Below are 19,478 nucleotides of genomic sequence, written 5' to 3' on the forward strand. Positions count from 1 at the left end.
ATAACACATGTTAAAGTGATAAAAAAGTGATGGAATATGAACTTAAAAATTTTAAAATCTTTAAGGAAAAATTACAGTCAAAAAGTGCATTCTATGGTAGGATAGAGTATGTGTTTATAAATATATTTGTAATTATAAGAGGAGCAATCAGAAGTGAAAAATTTAAGAAATTCACGGCGATCAAGAGGGAATTCTAAAAATTCTTTGATACCAATTCGTTTGAATGTTTTATTCATTGTCGTCTTTTTATTGTTTGCTGCTTTAATCTGTCAATTAGCATATTTACAGATTGTTAACGGAAATAGATTCTCAGCAGAAGCAACGAATAACGATACTCATATTGAAACAACTAATGTACAAAGAGGTATGATTTATGATTCTACAGGAAAATTAATCGTGGCAAATAATTCAAGCCGCGCAATCTTATATACAAAGCCTGTAGTTGTAACCAACGATCAAATGAAAAGTGTTGCAGATAAACTTGTTACATATGTTTCAGTTGATACTGAATCAATAACAAAAACAATGGAAGCAGAATATTATTTAGCTACTCCCAAAAATGCAAGTCGAATACAAAAACAAATCCCGAATGCAGCATCGCTAACTAATGGGGATTTAAGCCGCCAGGAAACGTTATATGTTAAAAAGCATGATTTAACAGATAATTTCTCTAAAAAGCAAAAAGAAGCGGCTGTAATTTATCATAAGATGAGTGGAGCATATTCGCTTTCTAATGTATATCTTAAAACTAAGGATGTTTCTGATACGGAGATGGCTGAAGTCGGGGAAAATTTATCTGCTATGCCAGGAATTAAAATTGGAACCGATTGGACAAGAAGTTATCCAGATGGAGAATATATTAAGAACCTAACAGGGACCGTAACTACTGAAAAACAAGGGTTACCAAGTGACAGTTTAGGGATATTTCTCGCTCAAGGTTATTCTCGAAATGATAGTGTTGGTTCAAGTTATTTGGAATCTAGATATCAAGATGCTTTAAAAGGAAGTAAGGGAATAACACAAGTAGTTACAAGAAATAATAAAATCGTTAAAAAAATTAAAGAATATGGGGGCCAACCTGGTGACGATCTCCAATTAACGATTAACGCTCCTTTTCAAAAAGAAATGCAAGATATTGTTAATAAAACCGTATCAGGTATCGGTGGATTTTCGAGTGGTGGATATGCAATTGCAATTAATCCACATACAGGTGGAATTTATGGAATGGCTGGAGTCTACCGGGATCCTAAAACTGGTAAAACTACGGAAAATCCAGCGGGAGCCATTAACCAATCAATTACAATGGGATCAGTTGTAAAACCAGCTATGATTATTGGTGCTCTAAAATCGGGAGTTATTACCCCAAGTAATAATACTCTTGTTGATATGCCAATAAAAGTTATGGATACCCCAAGTAAAGGTTCATGGTTTAATAAGAGCGGATCTGCGAATATTCCGTTAACAGCTTCAGATGCGTTGATGGTTTCATCCAACTCATATATGATGCAATTAGCGATGAAAGAAGCTGGATTTAAGTATAGTTATGGGGCACGTTTAACGATGCCAACTTCAATTTTTGATAAACTTCGAAATAACTTCAATGATTTTGGGCTTGGCGTGAGAACTGGAATTGATATGTCAGGTGAAGTGTCCGGATTAGAAGGGCCAAGTACTCAGAAATATATCGGAAGTGCCTTGGATTTATCATATGGTAACTATGATGCTTATACAACAATTCAATTAGCCGAATATGCGTCAATACTAGCTAATAAAGGGTATAAAATTCAACCGCACATATTACAAGCAATTCGAGCAAATGCTAAAAATGGGAAGCTTGGACAAGTTAAGTATGAAGCTCAACCTAAAATTACGGGCGTCATCAATGTTCCAAATTCTTACTGGAACATTATTCATTCCGGAATGTGGAATGTGGTTCATGGTTCAAGTTCATATGCTACTGGAACAAGTATGAAAGATATTAATCCAGGGATTGCTGCCAAAACAGGGACTGCTGAAACAAATTATGGTAAAAATGAAACAACGACTTTAAGTGCGATTAGTTTTGCTCCTTACAAAAATCCGCAAGTAGTTGTAGTCGTAGCATTTCCAGGAGTAACTAATTCAGATAGTGGTGTAAATATGCAAGCATTAAAGAGCATTTACGCAGCATATTGGAAACATGTTCAATCTGATAAAGGTATGACTAATAAATAAATTATTATAGTTAAAAAAGATTTGAAATTTTTTTTCAAATCTTTTTTAGTTTTTAATTGACGTTAAGACAAAAATTTGCTATTATTTTAGTGTTGTATTTGTGCATATCACATCTGCAACCGCACGTTTTAAGTTAAAGTTCTCTTTTGAGACACTACATTACGGCGAGTCTAAGTATTTTAAGAGGAGGTGCACATTGATGTACGCAATTATTCAAACAGGTGGCAAGCAACTTAAAGTTGAAGCTGGCCAAACAATCTACGTTGAAAAACTTGACGCAAACGCTGGTGACAAGGTAACTTTTGATAAAGTTGTTTTTGTTGGTGGTGACAAGACTGTTATCGGTACACCATTCGTTGAAGGTGCTACTGTTGAAGCAACAGTTGAAAAACAAGGTCGTGCTAAGAAAGTTGTTACTTTCAAGTACAAACCAAAGAAACACCAACACACTAAGCAAGGTCATCGTCAACCATACACAAAGGTTGTTATTGACTCAATCAACGCTTAATTTTAAATGATTAGAGTAAAGTTTTTATATCAAAACGATTGTCTTTTGGGCTTTGACATGCAAGGGCATGCTGGAGCTGGAGAGTATGGTTTCGACATTGTTTGCTCAGCTGTTTCTGTTCTATCTATCAATACGATTAACAGTCTAGAACAACTTTTACATGTAAAACCGCATATTATTTCTAATGAAAAAAATGGTGGTTTGTTGAAAGTTACTTTGAATGAGAATGATATTCTTAATCCTGAAGTTAAATTGTTAATGGATAGTTTTAAATTAGGACTAACAGATATTGAGAAAAACTATGGTGAATATATAAAAATTAAAGATCGATAAGATGGAGGTGCAAGCTACTATGTTAATGAATTTACAATACTTCGCTCACAAAAAGGGTGGCGGTTCAACATCAAACGGCCGTGACTCTCGTTCAAAACGTTTAGGTGCTAAGAGTGCTGACGGTCAAGTTGTATCAGGTGGTTCAATTTTATACCGTCAACGTGGTACACGTATTTACCCAGGTACAAACGTTGGTATGGGTGGAGATAACACATTATTTGCTAAAGTTACAGGTGTTGTTAAGTTTGAACGCAAAGGCCGTGACAAGAAGCAAGTATCAGTTTACCCAGTTGCTGAATAATAACTGTTAAGGTTGGATATATATCCAACCTTTTTTTATATATTTAGGAGGAAATATGATAAACTTCAAAAAACGGCGTGAAGCTTTAAAAGAGTATATGCAAACAGTGTTTGTAGATGCGTTTTTGATAACTGATAAATATAATTTGTACTATTTCACTGGTTTTACGGGTGATGATGGTATTGGTTTAATAACGGAGTCTGGGGACTATATTATTACAGATAGTCGTTTTGAACAACAATTAATTGTAAATAATCCAGATATAGATCATGTAATTACGCGCAATTATTTGGGCGAAGCAATTAAAATAATGGAAAGAAAAAAATTAATTGCCATGGCTTTTGAAGGAACGTTAGATTATTTGAGTTATGATTTTTTAGATGAAAATGCCAGTCATGACTTGGTAAATCTTTCGGGTGTATTAGAACAATTCCGTTCTGTAAAAGATCAAGATGAAATTAAGAATGTAAAAAGGGCTACGGAGCTTTCTAAAAAGGGATTTGAACATCTTTTAAAAGAAGTTGAAGTTGGCAAAACCGAAAAGCAAATGGTACTAGAATTAGATTATTATATGAGAAAAAATGGAGCGCAAAAAGCTTCATTTGAAACCATTTTTGCTAGTGGAAGCCGAACAGCTTGGCCACATGCAACATATACAGATGAAACATTAAAAAATGGGGACATAATAACTTTAGATTTTGGATATTATGTTGATGGATATACTAGCGATATAACACGATCATTTAATTTAGGCAAAGCTGATAGTAAAATTAAAGAAATTTACCAAATAGTATTAGAAGCGTTAAATGCAACTGTAGCTGCAATAAAACCAGGGGTTACTGGAAAGCAACTCGATGAAATTGGACGTGCAGTGATTGAAAAAGCGGGTTATGGAAAATATTTTAATCATGGAATGGGGCATGGAATTGGTCTTGATATCCATGAATTACCTAATATTGGTGGAAGTTATTCTGATGAATTACAACCCAACCAAATTATTACAATCGAACCAGGAATTTATCTACCAGAAATTGGTGGGGTCAGAATTGAAGATGATATTTTAGTGACTGATAATGGTTTTGAAAATCTGACTGACTTTGGTAAAGATTTTAAGGAACTTTAAAAAATAATAACTGACAAAATTTCTATTTAATGGTATTATTTTATAAGTTGAAGAGATTAACTACAACAATCGAATTAATATTATTTTATGATAGGACGGATAACTTAATGGAAAATAAAAAATTACACATTGCGCTGTTGTTTGGAGGGAATTCTTCTGAACATGATGTTTCAAAGCGTTCAGCTCATAACATCTATGATGCATTAGATAAAGAAAAATATGAAGTATCAGTTTTCATGTTCACAAAAAAAGGTTTCTTATTAGGCAACGAAGCCTCAATGCGTATTTTTGATGGCGAAAATGAAGATAAAGTGGTTGCTGAAGTAACTAAAGATGTTGATTTTTCAAATCCATTAGCTAACATTCAAAACTTATCTGAAGTTAAAGATGTTGATGTATTTTACCCAGTAATTCACGGTAACATGGGTGAAGATGGTACAGTTCAAGGTTTATTCCGTTTACTTAACAAGCCATGGATTGGTAGTGGAATTGCATCATCTGCTGTATCATTTGATAAAGATTTAACTAAGAAGTTACTTACAATTAATGGAATTAGAAATACTAAATATGTTTTGGTAACACCAGATAATCAAAAAGAATACCCATATGCAAAAATCGTTGAAGAACTTGGAGAAACAGTTTTTGTTAAACCAGCTCGTCAAGGTTCATCAGTAGGTATTCATAAAGTAACTAATGAACAAGAATATAATGAAGCTTTACAAGATGGTTTCAAATATGATTTCAAGATCTTAGTTGAAGAAGCAATCAAGAATCCTCGTGAAGTAGAATGTTCAGTTCTTGGTAACTTAGATATTAAAGCTTCAAAATTAGGAGCTATTTCAATACCAGGAAGTGATGATTGGTATGATTATAACAATAAATTCGTTGACGCTTCAGGAGTTGTCTTTGAAATGCCAATTAACTTACCTGAAAAATTAACTAAAGAAATCCAACAAATGTCATTAGATGCATTCCGCGCATTAGACAATCGTGGTTTAGCACGTATGGACTTTTTAGTTGATGAAAATGATGTACCTTACTTTGGTGAAGTTAACACATTACCAGGATTTACAAACATTTCATTATATCCACAATTATGGGAAGTTTCAGGCATTAACTACAGCGATTTAATCGACCAATTAATTCAGTTAGCTATCGATGAATTTAAAGCAAATGAAGAAATTCATTATGACTTCGTTGAATTAGGAACTGAAAAAGTTGGTAAAAAAATTATCGGTGAATAAATAAAAAGTCATTAAGTTAGATTTTAATCTAATTTAATGACTTTTTTTGTATATTAATTAGTGAAAGAAGGTGTAAATATGACCACATGTTCCTGGAGTTATCAAAAATCAGAGAGTTTACAAGCGTACCATGAATTAGAGTGGGGAAAACCAGAATATAATGAAAATAAAATATTTGAAATTCTGGCACTCGAATCGCTGCAGTCTGGATTGAAATGGGAGTTAATTTTGGAAAGACGAGAAAATTTAAGAAAGGCATTTCTTGATTTTGATCCGGATAAGATTGCAAATTTTACAGAAGTTGAGGTAGAACAACTGATGCAAAATCCAACTATTATTCGGAATAGAAATAAGATTCAAGCGATAATTAACAATGCCAAACTTGTAAAGCAGATGCATCAAGAAAATAAAAAGTTAAGTGAATATTTTTGGAATATAATTCATTATCAACCCATTATTAATCACTACCATCACCAAGAAGAAATTCCCAAGGAAACGGAATTATCGCGGCAAATAGCTAAAAGTTTAAAGAAAAAAGGGTTTAAATTTGTCGGCCCGGTTACTATCTATTCTTTCATGCAAGCTAGCGGCATGGTTGATGATCATTTGGTAAATTGTGATGTAAAATTAAATAATTAAAGAGGCTAGGGATTAAGTGTGTTAATTCAATCCCTAGCCTCATTTTGGTTAATTATTTATTTTCTGAGAAACCTTTTCGTTGCTCTTTTGAAAGGGCTGGTTTATTTTCTAAGTCTGTCCGTACTACAAGAACATCGCAATCAGCTGTTCTTGTTACGTATTCTGTAACAGATCCAATTAACAAGCGTTCAACCGCATTTAAACCTGTGGCACCAATCATAATTAAATCAATTCCTAATTCTTTTGGAAGTTCTTTAGCAATCACTGTTTTAGGAGCACCGTATTCAACCGATGAATCAATATGCTCGATACCTGATTTTTTGGCTTCTTCAATATATCCATCCATAGTTTTACGGGCTGTTTCTGTAACTTGTTCTACCATAGCAGTATCAAAGCTAGAAATATTTTGAAAGGCACGAGTATCTACGACATGAACGAGGTGTAATTTAGTGTCTTCACCATTACGTAACGCAACGGCTACAGCCTTTTTGAAGGCAAGTTCAGCTTCATATGAGCCGTCAATTGGAACTAAAATATTGTTGTACTTTTGTAACATACAAATCATCCTTTCTCACTATATCTCTCACCATTATTGTACTGTAAAACTTGAAAAAAAGGAAGTGAAAACCGTTACAAAAATTATTTTTTATTTATTAAGAGGAAAATAAATTAACATTGCGAAAGGTAAAACTGATTCACAAATGGTTCCTATTGTAAGTAATAGAATACAAAGAGTACTTAAATTTTTAAAGAAACACAATAGTAAGATTAAAATCCCAATCACTAGTAAAATAGTACCCCATACTAACATGAAAGTTGATAATCCAGGTTGCTTAAGAGGATAAAATATTAAAAAATGGCGTTTACGATTTAAAATCAAATATCCGCCAGTAAAAGAAATAATTAATCCAAGTAAAACTTCAAGAAATAATATAATGTTTATCATATAAATACCTCATTTAATAAAAAAAGAAGCTGGGAAAACCCAACTTCAATATCCGGTAGTGCCGTTAATCATCTCTGTAGTTGAACCCGCGAATAGTGCAGGTGGTATTCAAATAACTTGATTCAATTACCTTCGTGTAAAAGGCTTCAATCCACAAGTGCTTAAGAAAACCAATTTTAAAATTGTTCGGTCAACCATACGACGAGATAACGCGTACACCTCAGAAACCATAATTATAATACCATATTAGACGTATAAGTTCAATTATTTGTTTTGAGCCTCTTTTAGACGACGATATTGCTGGCCTAAACTAGTTTCAAATGCTCCATTTTCTTTTGGATAGTAGTATTGTTTATCCTTCATACTTTGAGGTAGATAATCTTGTTTAACCCAATCATGTGGGAAATCATGAGGATATTTATAAGTTGTGCCATGACCTAGATTTTTAGCCCCTTTATAATGAGCATCTTTAAGATGGTTAGGAATAGATCCATAATTTCCACTTTTTATATCGTTTAAAGCAGAATCAATTGCAAGAATACCAGAATTCGATTTAGGTGATAAGCATAGTTCGATAACTGAATCGGCTAATGGGATTCTTGCTTCTGGAAAACCAATTCGTTCAGCAGCTTGTACAGCAAGGACTGTTCTTGTGACAGCAGGCATATTAGCTAACCCGATATCTTCATATGCAATAGTAATTAAACGGCGGCTGATTGTTGGTAAATCCTGTGCTTCAATTAAACGGGCTAAATAATGTAATGCTGCATCTACGTCTGAACCACGGATAGATTTTTGAAAGGCAGAAATCGTATCGTAATGGGCGTCGCCGTTTTTATCATGAACAAGCGATTTTTTTTGCAAACAATCGTTGATGATATTTAAAGTAATAATAATTTCATTATGATCGTCAGGCTGAGTTGACTTACAAGCCAACTCAAGTGCATTTAGAGCACTACGCAAATCACCAAATGTTGCTAAACTAAGTTGTTCTAAAGCATCGTCGTCTAATTTGATGTTGAGCGAACCTAGTCCATTTTGCTTGTCTTTTAAAGCTCGGTTAACTGCTTGCTTAATATCGTCTTGTGTTAGTGGAAACACTTCGAAAATTTGAGTCCGACTACGGATTGCAGGATTGATTGAAATATATGGATTTTCTGTTGTAGCACCAATGAGGACAATTTCTCCATTTTCAAGATGAGGGAGTAAATAATCCTGTTTGGGTTTGGTTAAACGATGAATTTCATCCAATAATAATATGACAGTACCACTAAATTTAGCTTCTTCAACAACTTGTTCGAGTTGTTTTTTAGAATCGGTTGCTGCGTTTAATTTACGGAATGCATACTTGGTAGAACCTGCAATGGCACTTGCAATACTAGTTTTTCCCGTTCCGGGTGGGCCATATAAAATCATGGAAGATAATAATTTAGCATCTACCATTCTCCTGATAATTTTTCCGGGCCCAACAAGATGTTGTTGACCGACAACTTCATCTATGTTTTGTGGGCGCATCTTAAAAGCTAGTGGTTTCATCAAATCTACCTCCGTAATTTTTAAATAAAACTATAACGAGCCAAAGATACGTGACCAAAAACTTTTTTTCGTATTATCATTCGAACTTTCCTTGGTAATAAAGAGATCAGGATAAAGTTTTTGGGCGGATATATCCGGAATATTTAAAGCTTGTTTTGGATGACAAACTATCATTGCAAATGAATCAGTAGAATTTTTAAAAGATTCATTTGATAAGTATTCAAAATGAGTTCCAGTATTTTTGGCGATTTTCATTCCAACTTTGACAATTGATGTAGGAAGTTTACCATGAAATTTTAAAATAAATGATGGGTTTTCTTGAAGAGCAAGTTCAATAGCTTTCAAACAAGCCCCTTCGTTAATTTGTAGGTCATTAAAAGTAATACCTAGATATACACGTTCACGGTAGGTACCTAAGTATTTATTTTGTTCATCGGGTTTTAATTTGGGAGTACCATAAAAACCTTGATCTAGACGATCTTGTACATTATCTGACATAAATTCCTCCAAAAAAAAGCAGCCTCTAAAAGAGACTGCTATAAAATTGCTAAATATTAACGGTTGTAGAATTCAACAACAAGAGCTTCATCAATATTAGCATCAAGTTCTTCACGGTCTGGAAGACGTACTAAAGTACCTTCCATCTTGTTTTCGTCGAAGTTAACGAAAGGAACGCGACCAACAAGAGCTTCAAGAGATTCTTTAACAATTGTTAAGTCTTTTGAACGTTCACGTAAAGAAATTACTTGACCAGGAGTAACTTCGTATGAAGGGATATCAACACGCTTACCATCAACAGTGATGTGACCGTGGTTAACCAATTGACGAGCTTGGCGACGAGTTGAAGCCAAACCTAAACGGTAAACAACGTTATCTAAGCGAGTTTCAAGAAGCTTCATGAAGTTTTCACCGTGCTTACCTTCGCGAATCTTACCAGCTTTTTTGAACAAGTTTGAGAATTGACGTTCTGTCATTCCATAAGTCATGCGAAGCTTTTGCTTTTCTTGTAATTGCTTACCGTATTCTGATAAGCTACGACGATTGTTTTGACCATGTTGACCTGGAGCGTATGGACGACGTGATAATTCTTTACCAGTACCTGATAATGAAAAACCTAAACGACGTGATACTTTCCAAGAAGGACCTGTATAACGAGACATTTAAAATTCCTCCAAAAAAATATAAAATATGTTGGAGTAAAATAATCCGTTACGTACTTAGTATTCGTGCATTTTATTTTAGACTTTCGCTTTTGCAGCCGAAAAGTTACTTGTAGAACCACGAAGGCAATAAAATGTTGACGTTCTTACCGTACGCTGCTGCATTATTTTACACAAACAATAGGATAACAAATTAAACTTATAAAGTCAACCTTTATAAGTGATTTACTAAGACAGAAACAAATTCTTCCATATTTGCTTGATCTTCTTTTGTGAAACGATTTAAAGAAGGTGAATCGATATCAAGTACACCAAAAGGTTTACCATCTTTGAAAATTGGAACTACTAATTCTGAATTGCTTGCTGAATCACAGGCAATATGACCAGCAAATTCATGAACATTAGGAACTAAAAGAGACGAACCCTGTTTTAGCGCAGTACCACAAACACCTTCACCATTTTTGATGTGCATACAAGCAACTTTTCCTTGGAAAGGACCAAGGACTAGTTCATCTAATTTATCATCGTAAAGATAAAAGCCAACCCAGTTTAAATCTTCCATCGTATCATTGAGAAGCGCTGAGGCGTTTGATAAGTTTGCAATGATATTTGATTCATTAAATAGTAATGCATCAATCTGTTGAGATAATAAAGTTTTAGTCATAAAATCATTCCTAACAATTCTAAATTTATTTATAATCAATCTAATAATAACTATGTATCATACAACGTTACTATGATATAATTAATTTTAGATTTTAATTTTATACGTAATAAATAAATAATTCAACAAATAAATATTGATACGCAAGATAACAAGGGTGGTTAAGATTATGATAGTTTTTTTTGTCGCTATTGTTGTGATAGCAATTTTACTGTATTTAGGAATTTTATATTTCCAAAAATCTTTTAAAAAGCAAATTAATAGTAATCAAGAAGAATTAGAAGAATTAACAGATAGTGGGCTGGAAAAAAAGATTAAGCAAATCAAGAATTTACATTTAACAGGAGAAAGTTTAAGTGAGTTTGAAGAAGTTCAAAAAAACTATAAGCATCTTATTAAAAGAGTTTATCCTGAAATATCAGAAATGATTCTAGATTTGAATGAATTAAATGAAAAATATAAATTTTATAAAGAAAGAACATATATTTTAGAAGTTAATACTAAATTAGAAACCGCAAAAGAAAAGCAACATAACATTGAAAAAATGTTAGAAAAAATTGAAGCACGTGCCAAAGAGCATCAAGTAGCGGTTGAAGAATTAAATCAAAAATATAAGAATATCAGAAAAACATTACTCGCAAAGAATTTTTCATTTGGACCAAGTATTGATAAGTTAGAAGAAAAATTAGTCGAATTAGAAAATGATTTTGATACATATTCTGAAATAACTAAGAGGGGGGACTACGTAAGTTCAGATCATCCATTGAATGAGTTACGCGATGCAACTGCTGAGATGGAAAGAGACTTAGAAGATATTCCTCCCGTGTATAAGAATATTAAAACAACTTTTCCAACTCAATTAAAAGAATTAACAGAAGCCGTGTCTCAAATGGGAAAACAGGGTTTTGCATTTCCTAGGGATTTAGGGGCACAAATAAAAGAATTGGAAAATCAAATTCAAATTAACGAAGATAATTTGAAAAAACTAGAAGTTTCAAATGCCAAAGTGCTAGATAAAGATATCGCTGATAAAATTGATGGAATTTATGAAGTGTTAGAAGATGAATATACTGCACGTCAAAAAGTACAAAAGAAGTTTGAAATGTTTGGTAAATTTATCAAACATGCTCAAACACAAGAAAAAAATCTTTTGGCTGACTTAAATCGTTTGAAGCAAAATTATACATTGAATCACGACGAATTAGAAGAGGCACAAGGGTTGCAAGAACGAATTAATGGAATCCAATCATGGTTCGAAAAGTACCTTAATGATTCCCAAAATAAGTTAGTTCAATATTCTCTTATTGCTGAAAAAATGGAAAATGATATTAAAACATTAACGAAAATTGAAGAAAAGCAAAAGTCAATTAACGATAGTGTTTCTAATTTGTGGAAAGAAGAAAAAGATGCCCGCGCAGCAATTCAACATTTTGACGTTGAATTGCATCGAATGAAGCGTGAGTTACAAAAGTTGAACTTACCAGGTTTATCAAATGAATATCTTGAATTTATGTACAGGGTTAATGACGAAATTGATAATGTAGATGAAAAATTAAATCAAGAAATTATAGATATTGACGAAATTACCAAGGATTTAATCAATACGCAAAGCGATTTAGATATTTTAGGTGAAAAAACAGATGAAATTATTGCCAGTGCAACTTTAGCAGAAGAAATTTTGCAATATGCTAATAGATATCGTAATAGTAATAACTATCCTGAATTAGCCGATGCTTATAATCAAGCTACAGTTTTATTTAATAGTAATTTTGATTATACACAAGCATTAGATATTATTGCTGAAGCGGTTGATCAAATTGAACAAGGAAAACCGGAGCAAATAATGGATGGATATTATCAAACTCATAAAAAATTATTCTCTAAATAAATTGAAAATATGGGTTTGTAAAAAGAGGACAAAAACTTTCTTTGTCCTCTTTTTATTATTCCTAAGAAAGCTTTTGATTTAAATTTTTAGAATATTTTGATAAACTGTTAAAAGAGATTTAAAATTAAGAAGGGTATACAGATGATTTATTTTGATAATAGTGCAACTACTAAAGTATTGCCAGAAGTTTTAAAAACTTATAATGTTGTCAGTGAAGAAATTTGGGGAAATCCATCTTCTTTACATAAAATGGGTGAAAAATCTTATAATTTACTTGAACAATCAAGAAAACAGATTGCTGACTTGATGGGATGGCAACAAGATGAAATCTATTTTACAAGTGGTGGGACTGAAGGTGATAATTGGATTATCAAAGGAACTGCAATTGAAAAAAGACCGTATGGAAAACATATTATTACAACAAGTATTGAGCATCCAGCAGTTTTAAATTCAATGCAACAATTAGAAAAACTTGGCTTTGAGGTTACTTATTTACCTGTTGATCGAAATGGGCGAGTGATTGTAGATGATTTAATTGCATCATTGAGAAATGATACTATTTTAGTTTCGGTTATGGCTGTTAATAATGAAGTTGGTTCAATTCAACCGCTTGCTGAAATAGCTGAAATTTTAAAAAAATATCCTAAAGTACAATTTCATGTTGACGCTGTTCAAGGAATTGGGAAAGGGATACAAAACTTATTAACGCTTGATAGAATTGATTTTGTTACTTTTTCTGGCCATAAATTCCATGCTCCAAGAGGCGTTGGGTTCGTTTATAAAAAACGTGGAAAAACAATTGCCCCATTATTATCGGGTGGTGGACAAGAAAAAAATCTACGAAGTAGTACTGAAAACTTACCAGCAATTGTTGGTATGGCTAAGGCTTTACGATTATTACTGGAACATGAAACCGATGGGATAAAGAAACAACAAAATATTCGAACAAAAATCGTAGAACATTTACAAAAATTTGAAAATGTTGAGATTTTTTCTGGGTTAGATGATAAGTTTGCCCCACATATCCTTTGTTTTTCAATTAATGGGGTGCGAGGTGAAACCATCGTTCATGCCTTTGAAGAGTATGATATTTTCATTTCGACGACAAGTGCGTGTTCATCTAAAAAAGGAACAGTTTCTGGAACTTTGAAGTCGATGCATATTGATGAAAGTATTGCTACTTCTGCAGTTAGAGTATCATTAGATGAAAACAATACCCTTCAAGAAGCAGAAGAATTTATGAGAGTGTTTGATATTTTATATAAAAAATTTGAAAAATTAAATTGAGAAAGGTAATTAATTAATGCAATATACTGAAATTATGGTTCGTTATGGGGACCTTTCAACAAAAGGAAAAAATAAACGGAATTTTATTGATCGTTTAGGTTTTAACGTACGTGCTAGTTTAGCAAGTTTTAAAAATCTTGATATTAAGGCCCGTCGTGATCGAATGCATATTCAATTAAATGGTGAATCTTCTGATGATGTAGTTGCGCGTTTAAGCCAAGTATTCGGGATTCAAAATTTTTCACCATCAATTCGAGTAGAAAAAGATATTGAAAAAGTTAAAGCAACAGCAATTGAAATGCTAAAAGAAAAATATTTTGACGGCATGACTTTTAAAATTAACACACGACGTTCTGATCATAATTTTGAATATGATACAAACGAACTTAACAATTTGTTGGGTGGTGCAATTTTAGAAAATATTGATGGGATTAAAGTTAAAATGAAAAATCCTGATATTACTTTGCGTGTTGAAGTTCGTATCGATGGAATCTACCTATCACATGAAACAATTGATGGTGCAGGGGGATTACCGGTTGGAACAGCTGGAAAAGCAATGTTAATGCTTTCCGGTGGAATTGATTCACCTGTAGCAGGATATTTAGCGATGAAACGTGGAGTTGATATTGAAATGGTACACTTTTTCAGTCCTCCATATACAAGTGAACAAGCTTTGAACAAGGCAAAAGAATTGACTGCTAAATTAACCCCTTATGTTGGTAAAATTAAATTTATTCAGGTCCCATTTACAGAAATTCAAGAAACTGTAAAGGAAAAAGTCCCATCAGGATATTTAATGACAATTCAACGTCGTTTTATGTTAAGAATTACAGCATTATTAGCGCAACAACGTAAAGGTTTGGCAATTTTTAACGGTGAAGCCTTAGGCCAAGTTGCTTCTCAAACTCTTGAAAGTATGGCAGCAATTAACGATGTAACAACAATGCCGGTATTAAGACCAGTTGTTTCAATGGATAAAAATGAAATTATTAAAATTGCAGAAGAAATTGATACATTTGATTTATCAATTCAACCATTTGAAGATTGTTGTACAATCTTTGCGCCACCCGCACCAAAAACTAAGCCAAAAATTGAAAAAGCGCGTTATTATGAAGAACGTCTTGATATTGATGGTTGATTGAACGCTCAATAGCTGGTGTGAAAATTACAGAGATTAATATTGGCGACGAATTTATGAATAAAGATAGCCAAGTATTTGCTGAATTACTTTAAAATATCTTGACATTTGGCAAAGATAACCATAAAATACACCTATAAGCAATGAACAAGAGGGCTATTATTAAGGTATTAAAGAGAACGGCCGGTTGGTGAAAGGCCAAATACAAGATAATGGTTGTAGCTTGTGAGCTGTTACTTTGAACGATGTAGTAGGGGTAACCGGATTAATTTTCGTTAACAATGATTTAAGAGGAGCATTAAAGCTCAATTTAGGTGGTACCACGGCACTGTCGTCCTATGTATATGGATGATGGTGTTTTTTTGTTCCTCAAAATTTGAAAGGATTTTTAATATGACTAAAGAAATTGAAATGTCTACTAAGTATGACCCAGGTCAAGTCGAACCAGGTAGATATCAAAGATGGCTTGATGAAAAACGCTTTAAACCAAATGGTGATAAAAAAGCAAAACCATATTCAATTGTTATTCCACCACCAAACGTAACTGGTAAGTTACACCTTGGTCACGCATGGGATACAACATTACAAGATATGATTATCCGTCAAAAACGTATGCAAGGTTTCGATACATTATGGTTACCAGGGATGGACCATGCTGGGATTGCAACTCAAGCTAAAGTTGAAGCTCGTTTAGCAGAAGACGGGATTTCACGTTATGATTTAGGACGTGAAAAATTTGTGGATAAAGTTTGGGAATGGAAAGATGAATATGCTGACATCATTCACCAACAATGGGCTAAATTAGGATTGTCATTAGATTATGATCGCGAACGCTTCACTTTAGATGAAGGGTTATCAAAGGCTGTTCGAAAAGTGTTTGTTACTCTTTACGAAAAGGGATTAATTTATCGTGGCGAATACATCATTAACTGGGATCCTAAAGCTAGAACAGCTCTTTCAGATATTGAAGTTATTCACCAAGATGATCAAGGAGCATTTTATCACGTTAAATATCCATTTGCTGATGGAACAACATTCAACGGTAAGGATTATATTGAAATTGCAACAACTCGTCCTGAAACAATGATGGGGGATGTGGCAGTAGCAGTTAACCCTAAAGATGAACGTTACAAAGATATTGTCGGTAAAGAAGTAATTGTTCCTCTTGTAAATCGTCGAATTCCTATTATTGCAGATGAATATGTTGATATCGAATTTGGAACAGGGATGGTAAAAATTACTCCAGCGCATGACCCTAACGACTTTGAAGTTGGTAATCGTCATAATTTAGAACGCATCAACACAATGAATGAAGATGCTACAATGAACGAAAAAGCTGGTAAGTATGAAGGTATGGATCGTTTTGAAGCAAGAAAAGCAATTGCTAAGGATCTTGAAGACGGCGATTTCATGCTACGTGTTGAGCCTATTGTACACAGTGTTGGTCATTCAGAACGTACAGGGGTGCAAGTTGAATCTCGTTTATCAACACAATGGTTTGTTAAGATGAAGCCATTAGCAGAAGCTGCATTAGCAAATCAAAATGGTGATGATCGTGTAGATTTTGTTCCTCCACGATTTGAAAATACATTTACACAGTGGATGGAAAATGTACATGATTGGGTAATTTCTCGTCAATTATGGTGGGGACACCAAATTCCTGCATGGTATCATAAAGAAACTGGCGAAATTTATGTAGGTGAAGAAGCACCAGCAGATATTGAAAATTGGGAACAAGATTCAGATGTTTTAGATACATGGTTCTCAAGTGCTTTATGGCCATTTTCAACAATGGGTTGGCCAGACACAGATAGCGAAGATTTCAAACGTTACTTCCCAACAAATACTTTGGTAACTGGATATGATATTATCTTCTTCTGGGTATCACGGATGATTTTCCAAAGTGTTGAATTTACAGGTCGTCGACCATTTAAGAATGTTCTTATTCACGGATTAATTCGTGATGAACAAGGCCGTAAGATGAGTAAGTCACTTGGAAACGGAATCGACCCGATGGAAGTTATTGAAAAATACGGGGCTGACGCATTAAGATGGTTCTTATCAAATGGATCTGCTCCGGGTCAAGACGTACGTTTCTCATATACTAAGATGGATGCTGCATGGAATTTCATTAACAAGATTTGGAATGCATCACGTTTCGTAATCATGAATTTGGATGAAAATGTTGAATTAACATTACCTGAAAAACAAAGTTGGCAATTAGCTGATAAATGGATTTTAAGTAGATTAAACGATACTGTTAAAGATGTTACCCGTTTATTTGATAATTTCGAATTTGGTGAAGCAGGACGTGCTTTATACAACTTTATTTGGAATGATTTTTGTGATTGGTATATTGAAATGTCAAAAGAAAATCTTGCAAGTGAAGATCAACAGGTTAAGAAGAATACCCAACGTATCTTACGTTATGTATTAGATAATACATTGAGATTACTTCACCCAATTATGCCATTTGTAACAGAAGAAATCTGGTTAACAATGCCTCATGATGGAGATTCATTGGTTGTGGCTGATTATCCGGTTGAAAATGCAGAATTTGCTGATGAAACTGCTGAACAAGATATGGGTAAATTGATTGAATTGATTAAAGCTGTACGTAATAGTCGTTCAGAAGTAAATGCTCCAATGTCATCAGCAATTGACATTTTAATTAAAGTAAAAGACGAAGCAACCAAAGCTGTCTTTGAAACAAACGTAGATTACATTAACCGTTTCTGCCATCCTAAAAAATTAGAAATTGCTAATGACTTGGTTGTGCCAAAACTTGCAATGACTTCAGTAATTACTGGAGCTGAAGTATACTTACCATTAGCTGATTTAATTAACTTAGAAGATGAAGTGGCTCGTTTACAAGCAGAAGCTAAGAAATTAGAATCAGAAGTAACACGTGCTGAAAAGAAATTAGGAAATGAACGTTTCGTTTCAAATGCTCCAGAAGAAGTAGTGGCTAAGGAAAAAGAAAAATTAGCTAACTACAAGCAACAACTTGTATCAACAAACGCTCGTATTTCTGAATTACAAGCAGAATTATAAAAATAAAAATGACTACTTTTTTAAGTGGTCATTTTTTATTTGTATGAAATCTAGATATGGAAAAGTAAATGAAAGATATGGTAATCTTAAATATAGAAAATGAAGAGTAGGAATAAAAAATGGTTGTTAATAATTACGATGAAGCCTTGGAATTTATTCATGGTAGAACTCAGTTTAAGAAAATCCCGACACTAAAACGGATGCAATATTTATTAGAAAAGTTAGGAAATCCTCATGTTGGAGGAAAATTTATTCATGTAACTGGTACAAATGGAAAAGGATCAACGACTGCATATTTACGTGATTTAATCAAAGCAACTGGTTATTCGGTTGGTACTTTTACCTCGCCGTTTATCCAGAAATTTAATGAAAGAATTGCAATTAATGGTAATATGATTTCGGATGAAGATTTACTCGAGTTGGTTAGAGTAATTGAGCCAATTGTAAATAAAATGGATGAAGATAAGCAAAGTGAATTTGGTGGTCCAACAGAATTTGAAATTATCACAGCGATGATGTTTCTATATTTTAAACAACAAGCAGTCGATTATGCTGTTATTGAAGTCGGAATCGGAGGTAAATTTGATTCCACAAATGTTTTAACGCCAATTTTATCTGTAATAACAAATGTTAGAATGGATCATAATAAAATTTTAGGGGACACATTAAAAGAAATTGCTTTCCAAAAATCTGGCATCATAAAAAATAATCAACCGACAATTTTAGGTGATATCTTGCCTAAGCCAAAACAAGTATTAATAGAAGCTGCGCAGCAAAAGAACTCACTGGTTTATGAAATGGGGCAAGAATTTATTTATAAAAAAGCTCCGACAATGCATTGGGGAGAAAAATTTTCCTTTCATGGAATGGGATATGATATTCAAAAAATAAAAATTTCTATGCAAGGTCAACATCAAGTGAAAAACGCAGCCCTTGCAATTGCTGCATTCATTAAATTTGCGGAAATGGAAAATATCGAAATTTCTACAAATCTTATTAAAGATGCAATCGAAAAGACTAGCTGGCAGGGAAGATTAGAATTGGTTAATCAAGAACCATTGATAGTTCTTGATGGAGCACATAATTTAGCAGCAATTCAGGAAATAAAAAAAGTATTACGAGAAAAATTTTCTGATCGTGAAATATACGTGATTATTTCGATTTTAGAAGACAAAGCAGCTGATGAAATGATTGCAGAATTACTGACGCTAAAAAATGTTCATTTGGTAGTTACAACGTTTAATGCGCATCGGAAAGTAACTAACTTGAAATATTTAAAAGAAAAATTTCCTAATGTAAAACAGGCTAAAAGTTGGCAAGAGGCTTTACTGGAAGTCACTAATTTAATGTCGATGGAAGATATGATTTTGTTTACAGGATCGTTATATTTTATTTCAGAAGTTAGAAAGTATTTCAAATAAGTAGAAAAATTATAAATTATTT

16 protein-coding genes, 1 other RNA gene, 1 pseudogene and 2 other annotated features are annotated in these 19,478 nt (G+C 33.3%); of the genes and pseudogenes, 12 read left to right on the forward strand and 6 right to left on the reverse strand.

Features of this window, described 5'->3' with window-relative positions; all coding sequences use genetic code 11:
* Positions 1 to 153: 153 nt before the first annotated feature.
* From JCM14209_RS00095 to JCM14209_RS00125, 7 genes are all read left to right on the forward strand, one after another.
* Positions 154 to 2,214: a peptidoglycan D,D-transpeptidase FtsI family protein gene (locus JCM14209_RS00095; RefSeq protein WP_025021615.1), complete on the forward strand. Its 2,061-nt coding sequence runs from the start codon at positions 154 to 156 to the stop codon at positions 2,212 to 2,214.
* A 107-nt stretch (positions 2,215 to 2,321) separates the two neighbouring features.
* Positions 2,322 to 2,396: a sequence feature (ribosomal protein L21 leader region), on the forward strand.
* Positions 2,397 to 2,413: 17 nt separating this feature from the next.
* Positions 2,414 to 2,722, forward strand: a complete 309-nt coding sequence (gene rplU, locus JCM14209_RS00100) for a 50S ribosomal protein L21 (RefSeq protein WP_025021616.1) — start codon at positions 2,414 to 2,416, stop codon at positions 2,720 to 2,722.
* Positions 2,723 to 2,728: 6 nt separating this feature from the next.
* A complete protein-coding gene (locus JCM14209_RS00105) occupies positions 2,729 to 3,055 on the forward strand; it encodes a ribosomal-processing cysteine protease Prp (RefSeq protein WP_025021617.1) in 327 nt (108 codons plus the stop codon).
* Positions 3,056 to 3,074: 19 nt separating this feature from the next.
* Positions 3,075 to 3,356, forward strand: coding sequence for a 50S ribosomal protein L27 (gene rpmA, locus JCM14209_RS00110; protein WP_025021618.1), 282 nt, complete (start codon positions 3,075 to 3,077; stop codon positions 3,354 to 3,356).
* A gap of 55 nt (positions 3,357 to 3,411) precedes the next feature.
* Positions 3,412 to 4,479, forward strand: a complete 1,068-nt coding sequence (locus JCM14209_RS00115; RefSeq protein ID WP_025021619.1) for a M24 family metallopeptidase — start codon at positions 3,412 to 3,414, stop codon at positions 4,477 to 4,479.
* A 107-nt stretch (positions 4,480 to 4,586) separates the two neighbouring features.
* Positions 4,587 to 5,723, forward strand: a complete 1,137-nt coding sequence (locus tag JCM14209_RS00120) for a D-alanine--D-alanine ligase family protein (protein WP_025021620.1) — start codon at positions 4,587 to 4,589, stop codon at positions 5,721 to 5,723.
* A gap of 60 nt (positions 5,724 to 5,783) precedes the next feature.
* Complete coding sequence (locus JCM14209_RS00125; RefSeq protein WP_225349667.1) at positions 5,784 to 6,362, forward strand: DNA-3-methyladenine glycosylase I; 579 nt, start codon at positions 5,784 to 5,786, stop codon at positions 6,360 to 6,362.
* Between the two features lie 52 nt (positions 6,363 to 6,414).
* Here the strand turns inward: JCM14209_RS00125 and JCM14209_RS00130 are convergent, their stop codons facing one another.
* The 6 genes from JCM14209_RS00130 to JCM14209_RS00155 form a co-directional block, all read right to left on the reverse strand.
* Positions 6,415 to 6,918, reverse strand: coding sequence for a universal stress protein (locus JCM14209_RS00130; RefSeq protein ID WP_025021622.1), 504 nt, complete (start codon positions 6,916 to 6,918; stop codon positions 6,415 to 6,417).
* Between the two features lie 435 nt (positions 6,919 to 7,353).
* A non-coding RNA gene (gene ssrS, locus JCM14209_RS09805) (6S RNA) lies at positions 7,354 to 7,538 on the reverse strand.
* 34 nt (positions 7,539 to 7,572) lie between these two features.
* Positions 7,573 to 8,844, reverse strand: a complete 1,272-nt coding sequence (locus tag JCM14209_RS00140; RefSeq protein ID WP_025021624.1) for a replication-associated recombination protein A — start codon at positions 8,842 to 8,844, stop codon at positions 7,573 to 7,575.
* 30 nt (positions 8,845 to 8,874) lie between these two features.
* On the reverse strand, positions 8,875 to 9,342 hold the full coding sequence (locus JCM14209_RS00145; RefSeq protein ID WP_025021625.1) for a YueI family protein: 468 nt from the start codon (positions 9,340 to 9,342) through the stop codon (positions 8,875 to 8,877).
* A 56-nt stretch (positions 9,343 to 9,398) separates the two neighbouring features.
* Entirely contained in the window at positions 9,399 to 10,004 is a 606-nt protein-coding gene (rpsD, locus tag JCM14209_RS00150) for a 30S ribosomal protein S4 (RefSeq protein WP_025021626.1), read from the reverse strand.
* 214 nt (positions 10,005 to 10,218) lie between these two features.
* The gene (locus JCM14209_RS00155) at positions 10,219 to 10,668 is read right to left on the reverse strand and encodes a free L-methionine (R)-S-oxide reductase MsrC (protein WP_025021627.1); all 450 of its coding nucleotides are present in this window, start codon (positions 10,666 to 10,668) and stop codon (positions 10,219 to 10,221) included.
* A 169-nt stretch (positions 10,669 to 10,837) separates the two neighbouring features.
* On the opposite strand from JCM14209_RS00155, the gene ezrA reads away from it, so the two are divergent.
* The 5 genes and pseudogenes from ezrA (at position 10,838) to JCM14209_RS00180 (ending at position 19,456) form a co-directional block, all read left to right on the forward strand.
* The gene (gene ezrA, locus JCM14209_RS00160) at positions 10,838 to 12,556 is read left to right on the forward strand and encodes a septation ring formation regulator EzrA (RefSeq protein ID WP_025021628.1); all 1,719 of its coding nucleotides are present in this window, start codon (positions 10,838 to 10,840) and stop codon (positions 12,554 to 12,556) included.
* Between the two features lie 141 nt (positions 12,557 to 12,697).
* Positions 12,698 to 13,843: a cysteine desulfurase family protein gene (locus tag JCM14209_RS00165; protein WP_025021629.1), complete on the forward strand. Its 1,146-nt coding sequence runs from the start codon at positions 12,698 to 12,700 to the stop codon at positions 13,841 to 13,843.
* A gap of 16 nt (positions 13,844 to 13,859) precedes the next feature.
* Positions 13,860 to 15,076: pseudogene (gene thiI / locus JCM14209_RS08685) on the forward strand (tRNA uracil 4-sulfurtransferase ThiI).
* 39 nt (positions 15,077 to 15,115) lie between these two features.
* Positions 15,116 to 15,323, forward strand: a binding site (T-box leader).
* A 51-nt stretch (positions 15,324 to 15,374) separates the two neighbouring features.
* Positions 15,375 to 18,035, forward strand: coding sequence for a valine--tRNA ligase (locus JCM14209_RS00175; protein WP_025021630.1), 2,661 nt, complete (start codon positions 15,375 to 15,377; stop codon positions 18,033 to 18,035).
* A gap of 119 nt (positions 18,036 to 18,154) precedes the next feature.
* Positions 18,155 to 19,456 (forward strand): bifunctional folylpolyglutamate synthase/dihydrofolate synthase, encoded by a 1,302-nt coding sequence (locus tag JCM14209_RS00180; RefSeq protein ID WP_025021631.1) that lies wholly within the window; start codon positions 18,155 to 18,157, stop codon positions 19,454 to 19,456.
* Positions 19,457 to 19,478 lie beyond the last annotated feature (22 nt).

Source organism: Ligilactobacillus hayakitensis DSM 18933 = JCM 14209 (assembly GCF_000615845.1).
Taxonomy (GTDB): Bacteria; Bacillota; Bacilli; order Lactobacillales; family Lactobacillaceae; genus Ligilactobacillus; species Ligilactobacillus hayakitensis.

Excerpts from the sequence above, each read along its gene's own strand:
- JCM14209_RS00155 (WP_025021627.1), bottom strand. The coding sequence starts at position 10,668 with ATGACTAAAACTTTATTATCTCAACAGATTGATGCATTACTATTTAAT.
- rpsD (WP_025021626.1), bottom strand. The coding sequence starts at position 10,004 with ATGTCTCGTTATACAGGTCCTTCTTGGAAAGTATCACGTCGTTTAGGT.
- rplU (WP_025021616.1), top strand. The coding sequence starts at position 2,414 with ATGTACGCAATTATTCAAACAGGTGGCAAGCAACTTAAAGTTGAAGCT.
- JCM14209_RS00145 (WP_025021625.1), bottom strand. The coding sequence starts at position 9,342 with ATGTCAGATAATGTACAAGATCGTCTAGATCAAGGTTTTTATGGTACT.
- JCM14209_RS00130 (WP_025021622.1), bottom strand. The coding sequence starts at position 6,918 with ATGTTACAAAAGTACAACAATATTTTAGTTCCAATTGACGGCTCATAT.
- JCM14209_RS00140 (WP_025021624.1), bottom strand. The coding sequence starts at position 8,844 with ATGAAACCACTAGCTTTTAAGATGCGCCCACAAAACATAGATGAAGTT.
- JCM14209_RS00105 (WP_025021617.1), top strand. The coding sequence starts at position 2,729 with ATGATTAGAGTAAAGTTTTTATATCAAAACGATTGTCTTTTGGGCTTT.
- ezrA (WP_025021628.1), top strand. The coding sequence starts at position 10,838 with ATGATAGTTTTTTTTGTCGCTATTGTTGTGATAGCAATTTTACTGTAT.
- JCM14209_RS00165 (WP_025021629.1), top strand. The coding sequence starts at position 12,698 with ATGATTTATTTTGATAATAGTGCAACTACTAAAGTATTGCCAGAAGTT.
- rpmA (WP_025021618.1), top strand. The coding sequence starts at position 3,075 with ATGTTAATGAATTTACAATACTTCGCTCACAAAAAGGGTGGCGGTTCA.
- JCM14209_RS00180 (WP_025021631.1), top strand. The coding sequence starts at position 18,155 with ATGGTTGTTAATAATTACGATGAAGCCTTGGAATTTATTCATGGTAGA.
- JCM14209_RS00115 (WP_025021619.1), top strand. The coding sequence starts at position 3,412 with ATGATAAACTTCAAAAAACGGCGTGAAGCTTTAAAAGAGTATATGCAA.
- JCM14209_RS00120 (WP_025021620.1), top strand. The coding sequence starts at position 4,587 with ATGGAAAATAAAAAATTACACATTGCGCTGTTGTTTGGAGGGAATTCT.
- JCM14209_RS00175 (WP_025021630.1), top strand. The coding sequence starts at position 15,375 with ATGACTAAAGAAATTGAAATGTCTACTAAGTATGACCCAGGTCAAGTC.